The organism is Nocardia sp. NPDC055002, from assembly GCF_053608825.1.
The window spans coordinates 907,798-922,101 of sequence record NZ_JBSGWE010000002.1 but is presented as its reverse complement, the minus strand read 5'-3'; the positions used below and the strand labels follow the sequence as shown (position 1 = coordinate 922,101).

The window sequence follows — 14,304 nt, the reverse complement described above, 5'->3', positions numbered from 1 at the left end:
GCCGCACCTCAGGGGTTCACCGGCCGCTACGGCGGCGGGTGCGGAAAGCCGGACTGCGCCGCGCCGGCGGGGCCGCCGATGACGTGGCCGCTGCGGACCAATGCCTCCCGTCGTGGCAGTCCGACGGCTCAACCGGCCGTCGGCGCCACGGCTGTCGTCGGCACCGACGGTGGCTGTCAGGGGACTTCTCAGTTCAGCCCACTCACTTCTCGGGCGATCGACGAGATACGGCTCTGCGCGGCCGAAACGACACCCTGCCGCGCCTTGTGCGCCTCCTCGTAGGCGAGGATCGTCCGGACTGCGGCGGGATCGGCGAGTTCCTTGATCGCTGCCACCGCCTGGGCGACATTCAAGTCGTCATAGCCACTGACGGGCAGCTCTCTGGGATCGAGAAGGCCGGTGGTGGTGCGCAGTGAATGCATTGCCTCGGCGGTGGAATCCGCGCCTTCACGCCGCGAGACCTGCTCAGTGGTTTCGAGAACAGCATCGCGCGAGGCCGCGAGCGTCTTCACGGCGACATCGCCCGCGTGCGCACCCCTGGCGAGCAACTCGCCCAGTGCGGGCGGGGCAGCACGGAATGTGTCCAACGCGCGGTCGATGCTGCGAGCAGACCACGTAACAGGGATATTGATCAGCTTCACCGCGGTCCCCGTAACGGCCTGAATCGGTGTTCGGCGCAAAGCCGCAGGTCCGCCGAGCGCGTCCTCGGCGAGTACGGTCGTCAACCATGTGACGGTGGCCGTATGGGCGGTGATCAACCGCTGCGCTACTGCTACTACATCGGCGTTCTGAACGGTGGTCGCGAGTGCTTTGACGTAACGGGCACGGTCGAGCAGCTGATGTTCGAGGACGAGGTCTCCGAGCAAAGCTTCGTCGAACGGTTGGGCCTGTTCGCCGATCGCCTTGACCGCGGCGGCAGCCCTTCCGATGAACGGGCCGATCCGCTCCGGCGCGCCACCCAGCTCACGGATCGCGGCCTCGATGGCTTCCGCGCGGGCGCGGGCGTTGTGGGCGTTCTCAGCCAGTTCGCGGCGTACAGCCTCAGTGCGAGCCTGTGCGATTCGAGTCTCGGCGATTCGGATTTCGGTCTCCGTCAACTCACGGATAACGCGCAGTTGCGCGAGCAAGGTCGTAGCGGTGTTGCGTGTGCTCATGAAGTCTTCCTTCGATGTCGACGTCAGGGAGGCGCAACGCTGCACCACTATGTCGACTACCCCGCACTCATGATTCAAACATTGCGCCGCAACAGTTGTCGATCATGTCCCGGGTGAGATATTGCGGAATTCGGTGTGAGGCCGGTGGGTAGCGCCGACAAGGTGTGAACCAGCGATCGCGGCGATCCGCACCGCCGGCGTCGACGCCGAGAGGTCCTTGCGCACGGCGCCGAGGGCGATATACCGCTCGACGGCGACCGGGTCCGCCGGGAGCGACGCCAGATCCACTGTGCCGCAAAAGGTATGAAAAGCCTCCCATGCTTCGGAGTAGGTGCGGGTCGTGGTGTCGGGGGTCGTGGCGTAATGGGTGCGCGGCGTCGGCGGCGATCAAGCCGGGGTGATCGCCGCCAGTCGCGACCGTGCGAGCCGAAACATACTTAGAGTCAACATGATTCAGTTCTTCGAATGCTGACCGAACGGGTAAGACCGCGGATATTCTCGACAGATGGATACCCCGGTTGTCATCCAGCGCCCGCCAGTAGCTGTGTTCCGGAGGGTGCCCGAGGGGGGAACCATCGCGTGCCTGAGCGCTGTGGTCCGGTCCGCGGCGACGCGGGCCGCGGCCGTGCTGGCACAGGTACCGACCCACTCCGGGCCGGTCGAGCGCACCGCAGCGTTGCGGCAAGGGGTGGCCGCTGTCGGCGAGCTGATCGAGGCTCTGACCTCGCAGGCCCCGCCGATCGTTGGTGAGGATCTGCCCGCGGAGTCGGTGAGCCAGTCGTTCTTCCGGGTCCGTGAGGTGGAGTTGTCTGATCAACAGGCGGCGCTGCACGGTGTTCTGGTCATCCATCGCGGTGTGGCGGACCTGTGCAGGGCCCCGCTGTCGGGTGCGGACTTGGCGGTGGAAGTCGCGGGGATGCGACAGGCTGTGCTAGACCTGACCGGCGCCGCGGAGACCGACGAGGTGACCGAGCAGTCCCCCGTTCCCGTTGTGGCTGAGAATATTTCGTCGGAGAGCGAGTGGACGGCGCGGTGGCTCGTCGGGCACCAGGTCCACGTCCTGTTCAATATCTGCGCGGCGGTCGCGGTGACCGATGCCGCCCACCACCTCCGCCACGGCGCGGCCGACGCCGCACTGGAGCGGCTCGAACACGCGACCACGTACGTGCGTGGCTTCCCAGCGGCGATGATCCACGCCAGCACGATCCCGGTGGACTACTACATGGCCGCGGTTCGCCCCAGCATGCAGCCCCCGGAGGTGTCGACCCCATTGAGTGGCCGACAGCATCGCGGCTACAAGACTTTCCGCAGCGCGATGAAGGATCTACTCACCGTGGTTCCGGATTCCTACGATGCGCTCGCTGCCCGCGATCCCGAGCTCGCTGCCGCCCGTGATGCCCTGCTCGAAGCCGACCTCGTCGACAGCGAACGTCACGTCACGCTCGCCTATTCGATGGTGCGCCTTCGCCGTTCCATCGCGCAGTTGCCCACCGGCCCCGACAACGCCGTCGGCGAGCTCCGGTTGATGCGCCATCGGCGGGCCGCCCAGTACGCACCGCTGATCCGGTTCGGCGATCACTACATCGCCAACGCCGTGTCAGCCCTGCGGAATGGCTGAGCAGACGAACAATTGCCCTGCTACTGACGTACTGAACGGAGAGCGTCGATGCATGAAATCGCGGAGACCGTCGATATCGCAGACCTGGAGTTGCCCCCGACGGAGACCACGGAGATCGACCACCTCGCTCAGGCACTGTGCGGGGGCGAGCAGGACCGGGTGGACGACCCGACCTGGGTCGCGCGCGCCCGGGACTCCTGGGATGCGCTACCGCTGTCGCTGCGGCGCGGCGTTCGGCAGTTCCGGCGGCACTCCGGGTTGCGCGGATCGTTGGTCATCCACGGCCTGCCGGTCGACCAGATGAGACTGCCCGATACTCCGTCGACAGCGGATTCCGTGCAGCGCGCGGCAGTCGTCTCCGCTGCTGTCCTCACCATGATCGCCTGCGGGCTCGGCGACCCGACCGCGTATCTGGCTGAGAAGTCCGGCGCCCTCGTCCAGGACGTCGTACCCGTGCGGGGCAGGGAATCCTTCTCCGGAAACGCCGGTTCGGTGTTGCTGACCTTCCACAACGAGAACGCCTTCCACCTGCACGAACCCGACTACGTGCTGCTGCTGTGCCTCCGCGGCGACCACGACCGGATCGCAGGTCTGCGGACCGCTTGTCTGCGTCAAGCGCTGCCCTTGCTCAGCCGAGCGGCCAGGGAAACGCTGTTCGCACCAGAATTCGTCACCGCGCCACCACCGTCGTTCCCGACCGACAACGCCGTGCGCCCACCGCAACCATTGTTGTCGGGTGCGGTCGACGATCCCGACATCAGGATGGCCACGATCGCGACCACCGCGCTGACGCCGCGCGCCGAGGCGGCGCTGATCGAATTCGGCCGAGCTTGCGATGCTGTCGCCCGCACCACGGTGCTCACCCCGGGCGACCTGGCCATTATCGACAATCGGGTCACTGTCCACGGCCGCACCGCCTTCCGACCTCGCTACGACGGCACGGACCGCTGGGTACAACGCACATTCGCCGTCGCCGACTTGCGCCGCTCCCGTGACCACCGACCAGACGACGGGTACGTCCTCACCCGATGATCCGGGATCCCCGCGGGTCACCGCCGGATCTCGCAGGCTTGGAACCCCGCAGGCCGGACAGGTCCGCGGCGGACTCCAACGGTCAGCCGGCGAGCAAGCAGAACGGGTGACCGGCCGGATCCAGCAGCACCCGCCACCGGTCGCCGCCGGGCTGATGGTCCGGCCTGACCGCGCCGAATCCCAGCGCCGACTTCTCCGCCGCGTCGAGGTCTTCGACCCTGAGGTCCAGGTGGAGCTGCTGCGGCACGTCCTGACCGGGCCACTGCGGGGCCCGGTATCCGTCGACCCGCTGGAAGCCCAGGTCGCAGCCCGTACCATCGGTCAGGCCGACGAACTCGTCAGCGGCATAGCCGAGCTGCATGCCCGTCAGCTCTTGGTAAAACCGGGCCAGAGCCCTGGGATCGGCGCAGTCGAGGGTAACGCCTCGCAGCGTGGCGATCGGCATCGTCCACTCCTCTGTCATCCAATGTTCGCGGGCCGCGCGGCGGCCCCCGCAGGTAGTCATCCAACCGCACTGTGGTGTGACGGCTCCACTCCTTTTCGGGCGGCGGACAGCGCACGTCTCGGGCTCGGTCGTGTGCGCCGTCGCACCAGCACTCCGGCGGGACCGATTCTGGCCGGTTCGCGGCGACGGCGAGCGGGACGCGCGTGGCGCAAGTTCTCGGCGATTGACGTCTCGGCGAGGCATCCTCGGCGACCGGGCGAGTGCGGTGCCTTCGTCGAGGACGGCGGTGGTACTCGACGGGTTCGCAAACCCGCGCAAAATACCAAAGCAGAAAAGCTACGACCAGGCCGCGCAAACCTGGCACGGAGAACCTCCGGACTAGCTGCCCGGTCCGGCCTCGTGCCCAGGACGACCATGGGAGCGGCGGGCTTCTTTCATCTCCGCCTCATACACATGCGTACGGCCGTCGACCAGTTCGTCGCGGATCTCGCGCTCGATCTGGCGGAACTGCGCGTAGTAGCCCTCGTCGTATTCCTCTACGATCTGGAACGTCCACCGGTCGGGCAGCACGTTGCGGCCGACCAGCTCGGCGGCCAGCTTCTCGGCGAGCTGATGATGACCCGCGGCGCGCAACATGTCGACCGCCTCACCGAGAGCGAGATCGGCACCACCGGTGAGCTGGTGGAAGCTGTACAGGTGCCCGCGAGCACGTTCGGTCGTCTCCAACGCCTCCGACAGTTTGCCGACCGCTGCCACTGTCGAAGAGTTGACGCCGGCGGGCCGCCGATGCCTCTCGGCAGGCCGATCGTTATCAGTCATACTCCGAGGCTATCGCCAATTCTTCGGGCTGCGCGTGATCTGAGGTGTCGGCGGCTGCTTCGTCGCGGTAGTACTCGCAGCCACGGGACCGGGACCCGCGAGCAACAGCGGGGTGATCCCGAGGTCAGCGTGGCGTAGGTGGCGATGGGCAGAGGCGGGAGCCGTACCCGGGCTCAACGGGCTCGCGGTCAGTTCGCTCGTCGGCAGGAATTGCAGGATCCGCTCGTCGTCCTGTGCCCGATCGACCGGGATCTTCTCCAGCACACACGAGTTGTATTGCTGGGCAGCGGTTTCGATCGTGTCCGCATTGAGGATCACCATGGCCCCAGGTCCTCGCCCATTCGGCCGCCGACGACGTTCGCCCACTTCGCCGCGACGTGTAACCAAGACGCCTTCCGGGTTCGGACGTGTGGCGATCAGAAGCGTTGCAGTACAGCATGTTGGTCGACCCCAGCACTGACCCAGACAGATGGTGGGACCGAGCAGGCGACAAAATACCAACCTGCGACCATCTGGCGCACCTATCGACCGATCATGCACCAATCGACGACGTGCGACGCAACTCCTTGCTACAGTCCCAGACAGCTGACTACGGGTGCGTAGATATGAGGTATCCATCCGTGTAGATCAGAGGTCAGATTCGGTCGAGCAACTCGGCGACCGGCATTGAACACGGGGTGATCGCCATGACGTTGATAGACAACAAGATATATGCACCAACCGATTTCGAACTCGTAGTCAGCTTCTGCCTCGACTGGTGGCGCGATCATCCGCGACAGTCGGTGGAGACGGCGGGTCGACAGGTCACCATGGCGTGGCAGGCCATGGCCGAGTTGGTGCGTTCCGTAGTCCGACGCCGCTTTCCACTGACGGAATTCCTTCGCCAAGCCTCATTCATGGCAGGTGTCTCAGTCACTCCAACGCTGCTTGTCGCCATCCCGATCGCCGCCATTGTCTCGATCCAGATCGGATCACTGGTCAGCCAGGTCGGCGCAACCACCTTCATCGGCGCGGTCAACGGCCTCGGCATCATCCGCCAGGGAGCTCCACTGGTCACCTGCCTGATGATCGCCGGCGCGGTCGGCTCGTCGATCTGCGCCGATCTGGGGTCGCGGACCATCCGCGAGGAGATCGACGCGATGCGGGTGATGGGAGTGGATCCGGTGCGCAGGCTGGTCGCTCCGCGGCTGCTCGCCGCGGTGCTGGTGAGCATTCTGCTCTGCGGGTTCGTGGTGTTCGTCGGATTCGCCACCGGCTACATGTTCAACATCTTCGTCCAGGACGGCACACCGGGCTCGTACATCAGCACCTTCGCCTCGTTCGCGGTCGCGAGCGATCTGGTGGTCGCGCTGGTGAAGGCCGCCGTGTTCGGCGCGCTCACCGCGATCATCGCGTGCGACTGCGGCCTGAACACCAAGGGCGGCCCGGGCGGCGTCGCCAACTCGGTGAACTCCGCGGTGGTCAGCTCGGCGATCGTGCTGTTCGCGGCCAATATCGCGCTGACCCAGATCTACAACACTCTGTTCCCGTCCAAGGTGGTCTGAGATGTCGAACTATCTGCCACCAGCGCTGCGCCCGTTTCGCGCCGTCAAGGCCGCGACCGACCCGCTCACCGAGGCGAACGCGAGACTGGGACATCAGGGCGTCGTCTTCATCGAAGCGTTGCTGGCGATCCCGTTCGTTCTGCGGCACTACCGCAAAGAGCTGGCCCGGCTGATCGTCGATGTCACCTGGGGCAACGGCGCGCTGATCGTCGGCGGCGGCACCGTCGGCGTCGTGCTGATCCTGTGCGGATTCGGCGGCATCACCGTCGGCATGGAATCACATACCGCGCTGGATCTGCTCACGATGAGCCCGCTCACCGGCGCGATCTCCGGCTTCGCCACCACCCGCGAGCTGGCGCCACTGCTCACCACGATCGCCTTCGCGGCGCAGGCCGGATGCCGGTTCACCGCCCAGATCGGATCGATGCGGATCGCCGAGGAGATCGACGCACTCGAGTCGATGGCGATCCGGCCACTCCCCTATCTGATCACCACCCGCATGCTCGCCGCGGCCGTCGCGATTCTGCCGCTCTACAGCATCGGCATGGCCAGTGCCTACCTGTCCACCAAGATCACCGCACTCTTCCTGAGTGGCAACGGAATCGGTACCTACGACCACTATTTCCATCAGTTTCTCGACCCGGGCGACATCGTCTATTCGGTAGTCAAGGCGGTCGCGTTCGTGCTCGTCGCCACCTTCATCCAGTGTCATTTCGGCTATATCGCCGCGGGCGGCCCGGAGGGTGTCGGGGTCGCCGCCGGTAGAGCCATCAAGATGACGATCATTGTCGTCGTCTTTCTCAATCTGCTTCTCACACTTGCGATCTGGGGCGTGGACTCCGGCATCCGGATATCGGGATAGGAGGGCCGGCATGTATCCGGATCCCAGTGGGCGCGGCTGGTCGCGCGGACGACTCAATCTGGCCGGGGTGGCCATGACGATGAGCCTGTCAGGCGTCGTCGCCTTGCTCGGCCTGCGTTATGCGGGGCATTTCGAAGACACCGTGCCGGTGACCGCGCTCATGACGAGCACGGGTGACGGGCTACCTGCCCGCGCCGATGTGCGCTTTCGCGGACTGCTGGTCGGTGCGGTCTCGGCGGTGGAAATCGCCGAGCAGGGCTTGCGCCAGCGCGTGGAACTCGAGCTGAAACCCGATGCCGCGGCCGAGATTCCGGCGTCGGTGACCGCGCGCGTCGTCCCGGCCAACATCTTCGGTGTCGCCGGGATCGAGCTCGTGGACAACGGTTCGGCCGCGACATCATTGCGGCCGAACGCGGTGATCGAACAGGATCACAGCCGCGCCACCGTTGCCTTGCAGACAACGCTGACCACCCTGCGCGATGTTCTCGACCGCATCCAGCCCGCCAAACTCGCTCGCGTGCTGGCCACCCTCGCCGAGGCGCTCGATGGCGACGCCCGGCTCCCCGGTTCGACGATCGAACGCCTGGACCAGTGGATCACCGAGGTCCGCGCACTACCAGGGGTCGGCGACCTGCTCGGCGATCTCGGCGCGGCTACCGCGGCAGTCAATCAATCGGCGCCCGAACTGGCCGACGCCCTGGGCAGATCAGTACAGACGGCGCGCACTATTACCGAGCGCCGGGCCCAGGTGATCGAACTGCTGACTTCGGCGGGAACCGCCACCGACGCGACCCAAGCCCTCTTCGCCCGGAACCCGGATGCGGGAAAGGAGCTGGTGGTCGGACTGGACGAGACATTCGGTGCGCTCGCGGCAGATCCTTCCGCACTGAGCGACACCGTTATCGGGCTCGGCGAATCGCTGAGTCGCCTTGCCACCGTGTTCAATTGGGGGTCCAGCAAACAGATGCAATGGGATGTCACTGTCTCGTTCACGCCGTTCCGCCAGTACACAGCGGCCGACTGCCCGCACTACGGCGGCCAGGCCGGTCCACGCTGCGGCACCGCCAGCGTCCCGGATTCGCCCGCACCACAGTCGTATCCGACGCAGCTGATACCCGGCTGGTTGTCCGCCGCGGGCCCGAGTCCCGTACCTACCCTGCCTGGCCTGCCCGCCCTGCCAGGTATTCCGTCGTTGCCGAATATTCCCGGGCTGTCCCTACCAGGCTTGGTCATTCCCGGCATCACCCTCCCCGCGCGTTCCACTCCGCAACAGACTGTTCCCCAAGCAGGACCGATCGCGCTGACCGGCCCGGCCGCGGTGGCGGCCTTCCTGGGCACCCGCCCGAACACCTCCCAGCTGCTGCTGCTCGGCGCCGCACTCACCGGCGCAACCGTGACCACAGAGCCTGCTCGGACAGGAGCCAACTGAGATGCGCTCGCGCACTGTCTATTTCGGCCTCACAGTCTTTGTCGTGCTCGCCCTGATCGCGACATACACGATCTGGTCGACCCTGCAACGCTCAGTTCCCGGTGACACTCACCGCTACAGTGCGACCTTCACCGATGTACTCGGCTTGCGCACAGGAGACGACGTGCGGATCGCCGGGGTGCGCGTGGGCCGGGTCGACGCGATCGAACTGGTCGACCGGCGGCACGCCGAAGTGACCCTGTCTGTGCAGTCCCGGCAGCACCTGAGCACCACCACGAAAGCACTGATCCGGTATCAGAATCTGATCGGCCAGCGCTACGTCGCACTGGCGCTGGGTGACTCGGTGGGTGAACCCCTGCCCGCCGGCGGCTCGATTCCCCTCGAGCGCACCGAATCATCGTTCGATGTCTCGACGATGCTGTCGGGGTTCGAGCCGCTGTTCAGCCTGCTCCAACCCGACGAGGTGAATTCACTGTCGGAAACCCTGGTGCAGGCGCTCCAGGGCGACGGTGTGTCGCTGTCGGCCTTGGTCACCCAGGCCGCCGCACTGGCCACGACCTTCTCCGAACGCGACGAGATCCTGGGCGCGGTGATCAGCAATCTCAGCGACGTCATCGCGAGCTTGGCTCATCGCAGCGGCGAGCTGGAGACCCTGATCACCCAGTCCCGCGCCCTGGTGAGCGGCCTGTACGAACAGGGCGCGGTGCTGCAGGGCGCCGTCACCGGGATCGCCGAGTCCACAACGAAACTCACCGACCTGATCGCCGAGGTCGCGCCGGGAATGGCCCAGGCACAACAGCAGGCCGGCCAAGGGGTCGAATTGTTGCTGTCGAACGGGGAGCGCCTGGACCGGTCAGCGATCGAACTGCCCCTGATACTTTCCGGACTGGCCAGGATCAGCGGCAACGGCACCTACGTCAACACCTATGTCTGCAGCCTGGACATCTCGTTGTGGGGCGTGATCTTCCCCCGCGACGTGTTCTCACAGGTCGGCGGCAACGCGCACTCGGAGGTCTGCCGATGATCAAGTTCCTGTTCTCCCTTGTCCGCACGACTCTGGGCGATGCGTTCCGCAACCGAAACTTCGCCCTCGGCATCGCGGCAGGTGTCACTGTGCTGGTGCTGGTCGTCGGATCGGGGGTGCTTTCCCGAGTACATCTCGGCGAGGACACCATCCACGCGGAGTTCGCCCAGGCGGCAGGACTGCGAACCGGCAACAGTGTGGACGTGGCCGGGATCGAAGTCGGCACAGTCACCTCGGTGCGGCTCGAACGGGACCGTGTCCTGGTCACGATGAGTGTGCGGCCCGACCTCAACGTGGGGCACGACGCGAAAGCGGCGATCAAGATGTCGACCATCCTCGGCAAGATGCACGTCGAACTCGATCCCGGCAGCGACGGCGAGCCGCCCGGTGGCCGAATCCCGTTGACAGCCACCACTGTTCCCTACAACCTCGCCAAGGTCGTCAACGATCCGAAGTACCGCAATTCCTTCGAGCACCTCGAACGGCTCGATCCGAACGCGCTCCGCGCGAGCCTGGACGCGGTCAGCACTCAGCTCGGTGATTCACCGCAGCTCACCGCCCAGGCGCTCGACAGCGTCGGCGCATTGGCCGGAGTGATCGCGTCCCGGCGTGACGAGGTCGACCAGCTGCTCGGCAGCATGGATCAGGTGTCGGGATTGATCTCCGACAACCAGAACAGCGTGCTGGTCCTGCTGACCAGGGGCGAAGCGATCGGCGACGCCGTCGTCAAGCGTCGCGACTTGATCAGGGAACTGCTCGACAATATCGCGGCCGCCTCGAAGATCCTGCAGGACATGGGCATCGACGACGGCGGCAGGCTGGGCCCGCTCATCCAGAACCTGAACACGATGTCGCAGGGTCTCGAGAAGAACCGCGAACACCTCGATGCCTTGTATCAGGTGATGCCGGTGGCCGTGCGCCAATTCAACAACTCGTTCGCGCAGGGGCCCTACGGCGACATCTATATGCCGTGGCTGTTCCCGGACAACTGGCTGTGCCTGGCGAACGCGGTAGAAGGGTGCAAATGATGCGCAGATTGCTCCAGTGTTTCGCACTGGTGATCATCACCGGCATCGGCGCGGGCTGCTCCTCGATCCCGGTATCCCTGCGACCCGATGCCATTCACCTCTCCGCCGACTTCGAAGGCGCTGCGGGCCTGTTCGTCGGCAACGACGTCGCGGTCCTCGGAGTCCCGGTCGGCCGGGTTGACGCCATCGAACCCAAGGGTGCGTTCGTCGAGGTCAGGATGACCATCGAGCCGGGTATCGAACTGCCGGCCGACGTGATGGCGGCACTGGTCTCCCCGCAGCTCATCACCAACCGCCACGTCGAATTGACCCCCACCTACACCGGAGAGGGGCCAACCCTCACCGACGGCGCTCACATTCCGCTGGCCCGCACCAGAACCCCTGTCGAACTCGACCGCATCCTGCGCAATTTCGAACAACTCGGTGAAGCGTTGAAGGGCGACAACGCGAACGGCCCGATGGCCAGCCGGGTGCTGTTCCCGATGCTCGACGGCAACGGCGACCGAATTCGCGAGACTCTCGCCGCGCTCTCCACCACGCTCGAGGTGTCGCTGGCCAATCGTGACCAGATCTCGCGCACCATCATCGAACTCAACGACCTCACCACGATGATCGCCGGAAACGACCGAACCGTCCGAGATTTCAGCGGACGGCTGACCGAGCTCGTCGCCCTGCTCGGCGAACAGGCCCCAGGCTTGGCCGCGGTACTCACCCAGGTGAACGACTTCATCGCCAACACCTCCACGGTGCTGGACGAGAACCGTGCACCACTCACCGACGCGGTGAACCGTCTGGTCACCATTACCGGCCAGATGCGCGACAACGCACGCGGCCTCACCGAGATCGTCGACGTGACACCGCTGCTGGGCGACAACTTTGCCCGCGCGGTCAACACCGACCAGCGGGTCCTACGACTGCATCTGCTGACCGACAAATCGTTGCTCGACAACGAAACTCTGTCGTTGCTGTGTTCGCGGCTGGCGTTGCGCGCCGATGGCTGCCGGACGGGAAAACTGATGGACTTCGGTCCGGACTTCGGTCTGACCGCCGCACTGCTGGGACTCACCGAATGAAACGGACCACCCAATTCACCGTCACCGCACTGACCGCGCTCAGCATCAGTTCGTGCACGGTGACCGTCGACAATGTCCCGCTGCCCCGCCCCGGCGTCGACGGGCCGACCTACCGGTTGCGCGCGGTATTCGACGACGCGCTCAACCTGCCCGAGCGAGCCCGAGTCAAGATCGGCGGCACCGATGTCGGGGTCGTCACCGGTATCGATACGACGAACTTCCTCGCCGATGTCGAGCTGGAGGTGAGCCGCGATATCTCGCTACCCCGAGGCACCCGAACCGAACTGCGACAGCCGACCCCGTTGGGCGACATTCACGTTGCGATCATTCTGCCCGAGCACCGTCCCGGCACGCCGCTGCTCGCCGACGGCGATGTCATCGACCGCGAACACACCTCGGCGGGTGCCTCGGTGGAGGAGCTCATGACGGCCATGTCGATGCTGCTCGACGGCGGTGCGATGAACCAAGTCGCTCGCATCACCTCGGAATTGAACGCGATCGTCGGCGGACGAGGACCGCAGCTGTCGCACCTGCTGACCGAACTCACCGCGGCCCTCAGCGCATTGAATCAGCGCACAGGGCAGATAGATTCGGTCCTGCACGGGCTCGACGGACTCACCGCGACGCTGCGCGCCCGCAAGGCCGAACTCGGACAGGCCGCCGACACCTTCCCTGATCTGATCGCGGTGATCGCCGAAAACAATCGTTCCATCACCGATCTCACCACCAAGGTGTCCACAGTGACCGCAGCGCTCGGCGACTTCACATCGACCACCGGTCCCGAGTTTCTCAGCCTCTTCGACAGCGTGCAGGGCCTGATGACCGGATTCACTCGGATGGGCGACAATCTGGGCACCACCCTGGATCGGCTCAACACCTTGAGCCCGACGGTTCGGGCGACCATGGAGGGCTCGAGTCTCGCAGTCGCGGCGCGGATCTCGTATCTGGATATCGGTGCACTCTCCGATGCGCAGGGCAGCAGATTGCCCGACGGCACAGATGGCACCGCGTTCATCGGCAGTCTGGCCCAGGTGCTGGCCAGGGTCCTCGGCCGGCTCCAGGGAGGGCACCGATGATCGGGCGCGCCGCCACTCTCATCGTCCGGCTGGCACGCTGGGCGTACGGCCACCGCACCTTCGGGGCCATGCTCGGCATGGTCGGGATGCTGGTCATCGGAGCCGGCTACATCGCCGTCGACGTCGTCGGAGTACGACCACTGCGCACGACCTACACGGTGCAGGTCCAGCTGAACAGCTCCGGCGGGTTGCTGCCGCACAGCAACGTCACCGTGCGCGGCGTGCGGGTAGGCAAGGTTCGCGCCATCACGCTCAACAGCACGGGCATCCTCGCCGACGTCGAGATCGACAGCTCCACGAGAATCCCCCTCGGCACGCCGATCGCGGTGGGGCGCCTGTCCGCCGCGGGCGAGCAGTATCTGGACTTTCGGCCGACCGGCCACGAGGGCCCCTACCTCGCGGCCGGGGCGACCGTGCCCGCCGATCAGGTGAGCACGCCCGTGACGATCAACTCGTTCTTGGACAACACCGGCGCACTGATCGCCGGCATGAACCCGGATCGGCTCACCGTGATCGTCGACGAACTCGACCGTGCCCTCGCCGGCGGCCCCGAGGTGCTGCGGAATGTGATCAGCGGTCTGAGCCAGGCGATGACCGGACTCACCGGGCTGCTCCCGCAGACCACAGAGCTGATTCGCAATCTGCGGGTCATCGCCGACACCACCTCGCACGCCCAACCCGACCTCACCACCCTCGTGCGCGGGTCGAGCGCGCTGTTCGATCAGATGAACGCTGCCGATCACGAGGTCCGTGAACTTCTCGACCTCGGACCGGGTCGGCTCGCCACCCTCGGTGGAGTACTCACCGAGACCAGCGATCCGCTCACGAACCTGGTGACCAATTTCGTCGCCATCACCCGCGCGGCCCGTTTGCGGACTCCGGCCATGTCAGCCCTGTTTCCGGCCTTGCGCGCAGGCGTGGTCGCGCTCGGGATTCCCGCCCACGACAACGCCTTCCACACCATGGCCGACATCTGGCCACGCCCCACCTGCGAGTACGAGACCATCCCGGTTTCTCCCGCCCAGGTCTCCGACGGCCGCAACCGCCTCTACAACTACTGCGTCACCAGCCATCCGGAGCTTCAGATCCGCGGATCCGCCAACGCACCACGCCCAGCGGGTCCAGACAACGGATCAGGTCCGCCGCCCGGCGTCACCGGCGACGAGCTCTCAGTTCCGTTGCCCGCCAACTAACTCGAAC

14 protein-coding genes are annotated in these 14,304 nt (G+C 65.8%); 10 read left to right on the top strand and 4 right to left on the bottom strand.

The window, feature by feature from the left end:
• Nucleotides 1-188: 188 nt before the first annotated feature.
• Nucleotides 189-1,154 (bottom strand): ferritin-like domain-containing protein, encoded by a 966-nt coding sequence (locus ACWF99_RS11545; RefSeq protein WP_452535790.1) that lies wholly within the window; start codon nt 1,152-1,154, stop codon nt 189-191.
• A gap of 505 nt (nt 1,155-1,659) precedes the next feature.
• Here ACWF99_RS11545 and ACWF99_RS11540 point away from each other — a divergent pair.
• Nucleotides 1,660-2,772, top strand: coding sequence for a hypothetical protein (locus ACWF99_RS11540; RefSeq protein ID WP_452535789.1), 1,113 nt, complete (start codon nt 1,660-1,662; stop codon nt 2,770-2,772).
• A gap of 48 nt (nt 2,773-2,820) precedes the next feature.
• Nucleotides 2,821-3,804: a TauD/TfdA family dioxygenase gene (locus ACWF99_RS11535; RefSeq protein ID WP_452535788.1), complete on the top strand. Its 984-nt coding sequence runs from the start codon at nt 2,821-2,823 to the stop codon at nt 3,802-3,804.
• Nucleotides 3,805-3,886: 82 nt separating this feature from the next.
• Here the strand turns inward: ACWF99_RS11535 and ACWF99_RS11530 are convergent, their stop codons facing one another.
• From ACWF99_RS11530 to ACWF99_RS11520, 3 genes are all read right to left on the bottom strand, one after another.
• The gene (locus ACWF99_RS11530; RefSeq protein WP_452535787.1) at nt 3,887-4,249 is read right to left on the bottom strand and encodes a VOC family protein; all 363 of its coding nucleotides are present in this window, start codon (nt 4,247-4,249) and stop codon (nt 3,887-3,889) included.
• A gap of 378 nt (nt 4,250-4,627) precedes the next feature.
• Nucleotides 4,628-5,068 carry a hypothetical protein gene (locus tag ACWF99_RS11525; protein WP_378654301.1) on the bottom strand — a complete coding sequence of 147 codons (441 nt, stop codon included), beginning with the start codon at nt 5,066-5,068 and terminating at the stop codon, nt 4,628-4,630.
• A gap of 9 nt (nt 5,069-5,077) precedes the next feature.
• On the bottom strand, nt 5,078-5,389 hold the full coding sequence (locus tag ACWF99_RS11520; protein ID WP_452535786.1) for a hypothetical protein: 312 nt from the start codon (nt 5,387-5,389) through the stop codon (nt 5,078-5,080).
• 365 nt (nt 5,390-5,754) lie between these two features.
• On the opposite strand from ACWF99_RS11520, the gene ACWF99_RS11515 reads away from it, so the two are divergent.
• The 8 genes from ACWF99_RS11515 to ACWF99_RS11480 are packed head-to-tail and all read left to right on the top strand — an operon-like array spanning nt 5,755 to nt 14,297.
• On the top strand, nt 5,755-6,612 hold the full coding sequence (locus ACWF99_RS11515) for an MlaE family ABC transporter permease (RefSeq protein WP_452535785.1): 858 nt from the start codon (nt 5,755-5,757) through the stop codon (nt 6,610-6,612).
• Nucleotide 6,613: 1 nt separating this feature from the next.
• Nucleotides 6,614-7,474 carry an ABC transporter permease gene (locus ACWF99_RS11510; protein WP_452535784.1) on the top strand — a complete coding sequence of 287 codons (861 nt, stop codon included), beginning with the start codon at nt 6,614-6,616 and terminating at the stop codon, nt 7,472-7,474.
• Between the two features lie 10 nt (nt 7,475-7,484).
• Nucleotides 7,485-8,903 (top strand): MCE family protein, encoded by a 1,419-nt coding sequence (locus ACWF99_RS11505; RefSeq protein WP_452535783.1) that lies wholly within the window; start codon nt 7,485-7,487, stop codon nt 8,901-8,903.
• A gap of 1 nt (nt 8,904) precedes the next feature.
• A complete protein-coding gene (locus ACWF99_RS11500; protein ID WP_452535782.1) occupies nt 8,905-9,927 on the top strand; it encodes an MlaD family protein in 1,023 nt (340 codons plus the stop codon).
• A complete protein-coding gene (locus tag ACWF99_RS11495) occupies nt 9,924-10,955 on the top strand; it encodes an MlaD family protein (RefSeq protein WP_378627927.1) in 1,032 nt (343 codons plus the stop codon). Before ACWF99_RS11500 ends, ACWF99_RS11495 begins: the two co-directional genes overlap by 4 nt.
• Entirely contained in the window at nt 10,955-12,028 is a 1,074-nt protein-coding gene (locus ACWF99_RS11490; RefSeq protein WP_452535781.1) for an MCE family protein, read from the top strand. The genes ACWF99_RS11495 and ACWF99_RS11490 overlap by 1 nt, the downstream gene beginning before the upstream one ends.
• Entirely contained in the window at nt 12,025-13,104 is a 1,080-nt protein-coding gene (locus ACWF99_RS11485) for an MCE family protein (RefSeq protein ID WP_452535780.1), read from the top strand. Before ACWF99_RS11490 ends, ACWF99_RS11485 begins: the two co-directional genes overlap by 4 nt.
• A complete protein-coding gene (locus ACWF99_RS11480; protein ID WP_452535779.1) occupies nt 13,101-14,297 on the top strand; it encodes an MCE family protein in 1,197 nt (398 codons plus the stop codon). Before ACWF99_RS11485 ends, ACWF99_RS11480 begins: the two co-directional genes overlap by 4 nt.
• The last annotated feature ends 7 nt before the right edge of the window (nt 14,298-14,304 follow it).

Coding starts and splice junctions, on each gene's coding strand:
- ACWF99_RS11545 (WP_452535790.1), bottom strand. CDS start 1,154: ATGAGCACACGCAACACCGCTACGACCTTGCTCGCGCAACTGCGCGTT.
- ACWF99_RS11540 (WP_452535789.1), top strand. CDS start 1,660: ATGGATACCCCGGTTGTCATCCAGCGCCCGCCAGTAGCTGTGTTCCGG.
- ACWF99_RS11535 (WP_452535788.1), top strand. CDS start 2,821: ATGCATGAAATCGCGGAGACCGTCGATATCGCAGACCTGGAGTTGCCC.
- ACWF99_RS11530 (WP_452535787.1), bottom strand. CDS start 4,249: ATGCCGATCGCCACGCTGCGAGGCGTTACCCTCGACTGCGCCGATCCC.
- ACWF99_RS11525 (WP_378654301.1), bottom strand. CDS start 5,068: ATGACTGATAACGATCGGCCTGCCGAGAGGCATCGGCGGCCCGCCGGC.
- ACWF99_RS11520 (WP_452535786.1), bottom strand. CDS start 5,389: ATGGTGATCCTCAATGCGGACACGATCGAAACCGCTGCCCAGCAATAC.
- ACWF99_RS11515 (WP_452535785.1), top strand. CDS start 5,755: ATGACGTTGATAGACAACAAGATATATGCACCAACCGATTTCGAACTC.
- ACWF99_RS11510 (WP_452535784.1), top strand. CDS start 6,614: ATGTCGAACTATCTGCCACCAGCGCTGCGCCCGTTTCGCGCCGTCAAG.
- ACWF99_RS11505 (WP_452535783.1), top strand. CDS start 7,485: ATGTATCCGGATCCCAGTGGGCGCGGCTGGTCGCGCGGACGACTCAAT.
- ACWF99_RS11500 (WP_452535782.1), top strand. CDS start 8,905: ATGCGCTCGCGCACTGTCTATTTCGGCCTCACAGTCTTTGTCGTGCTC.
- ACWF99_RS11495 (WP_378627927.1), top strand. CDS start 9,924: ATGATCAAGTTCCTGTTCTCCCTTGTCCGCACGACTCTGGGCGATGCG.
- ACWF99_RS11490 (WP_452535781.1), top strand. CDS start 10,955: ATGCGCAGATTGCTCCAGTGTTTCGCACTGGTGATCATCACCGGCATC.
- ACWF99_RS11485 (WP_452535780.1), top strand. CDS start 12,025: ATGAAACGGACCACCCAATTCACCGTCACCGCACTGACCGCGCTCAGC.
- ACWF99_RS11480 (WP_452535779.1), top strand. CDS start 13,101: ATGATCGGGCGCGCCGCCACTCTCATCGTCCGGCTGGCACGCTGGGCG.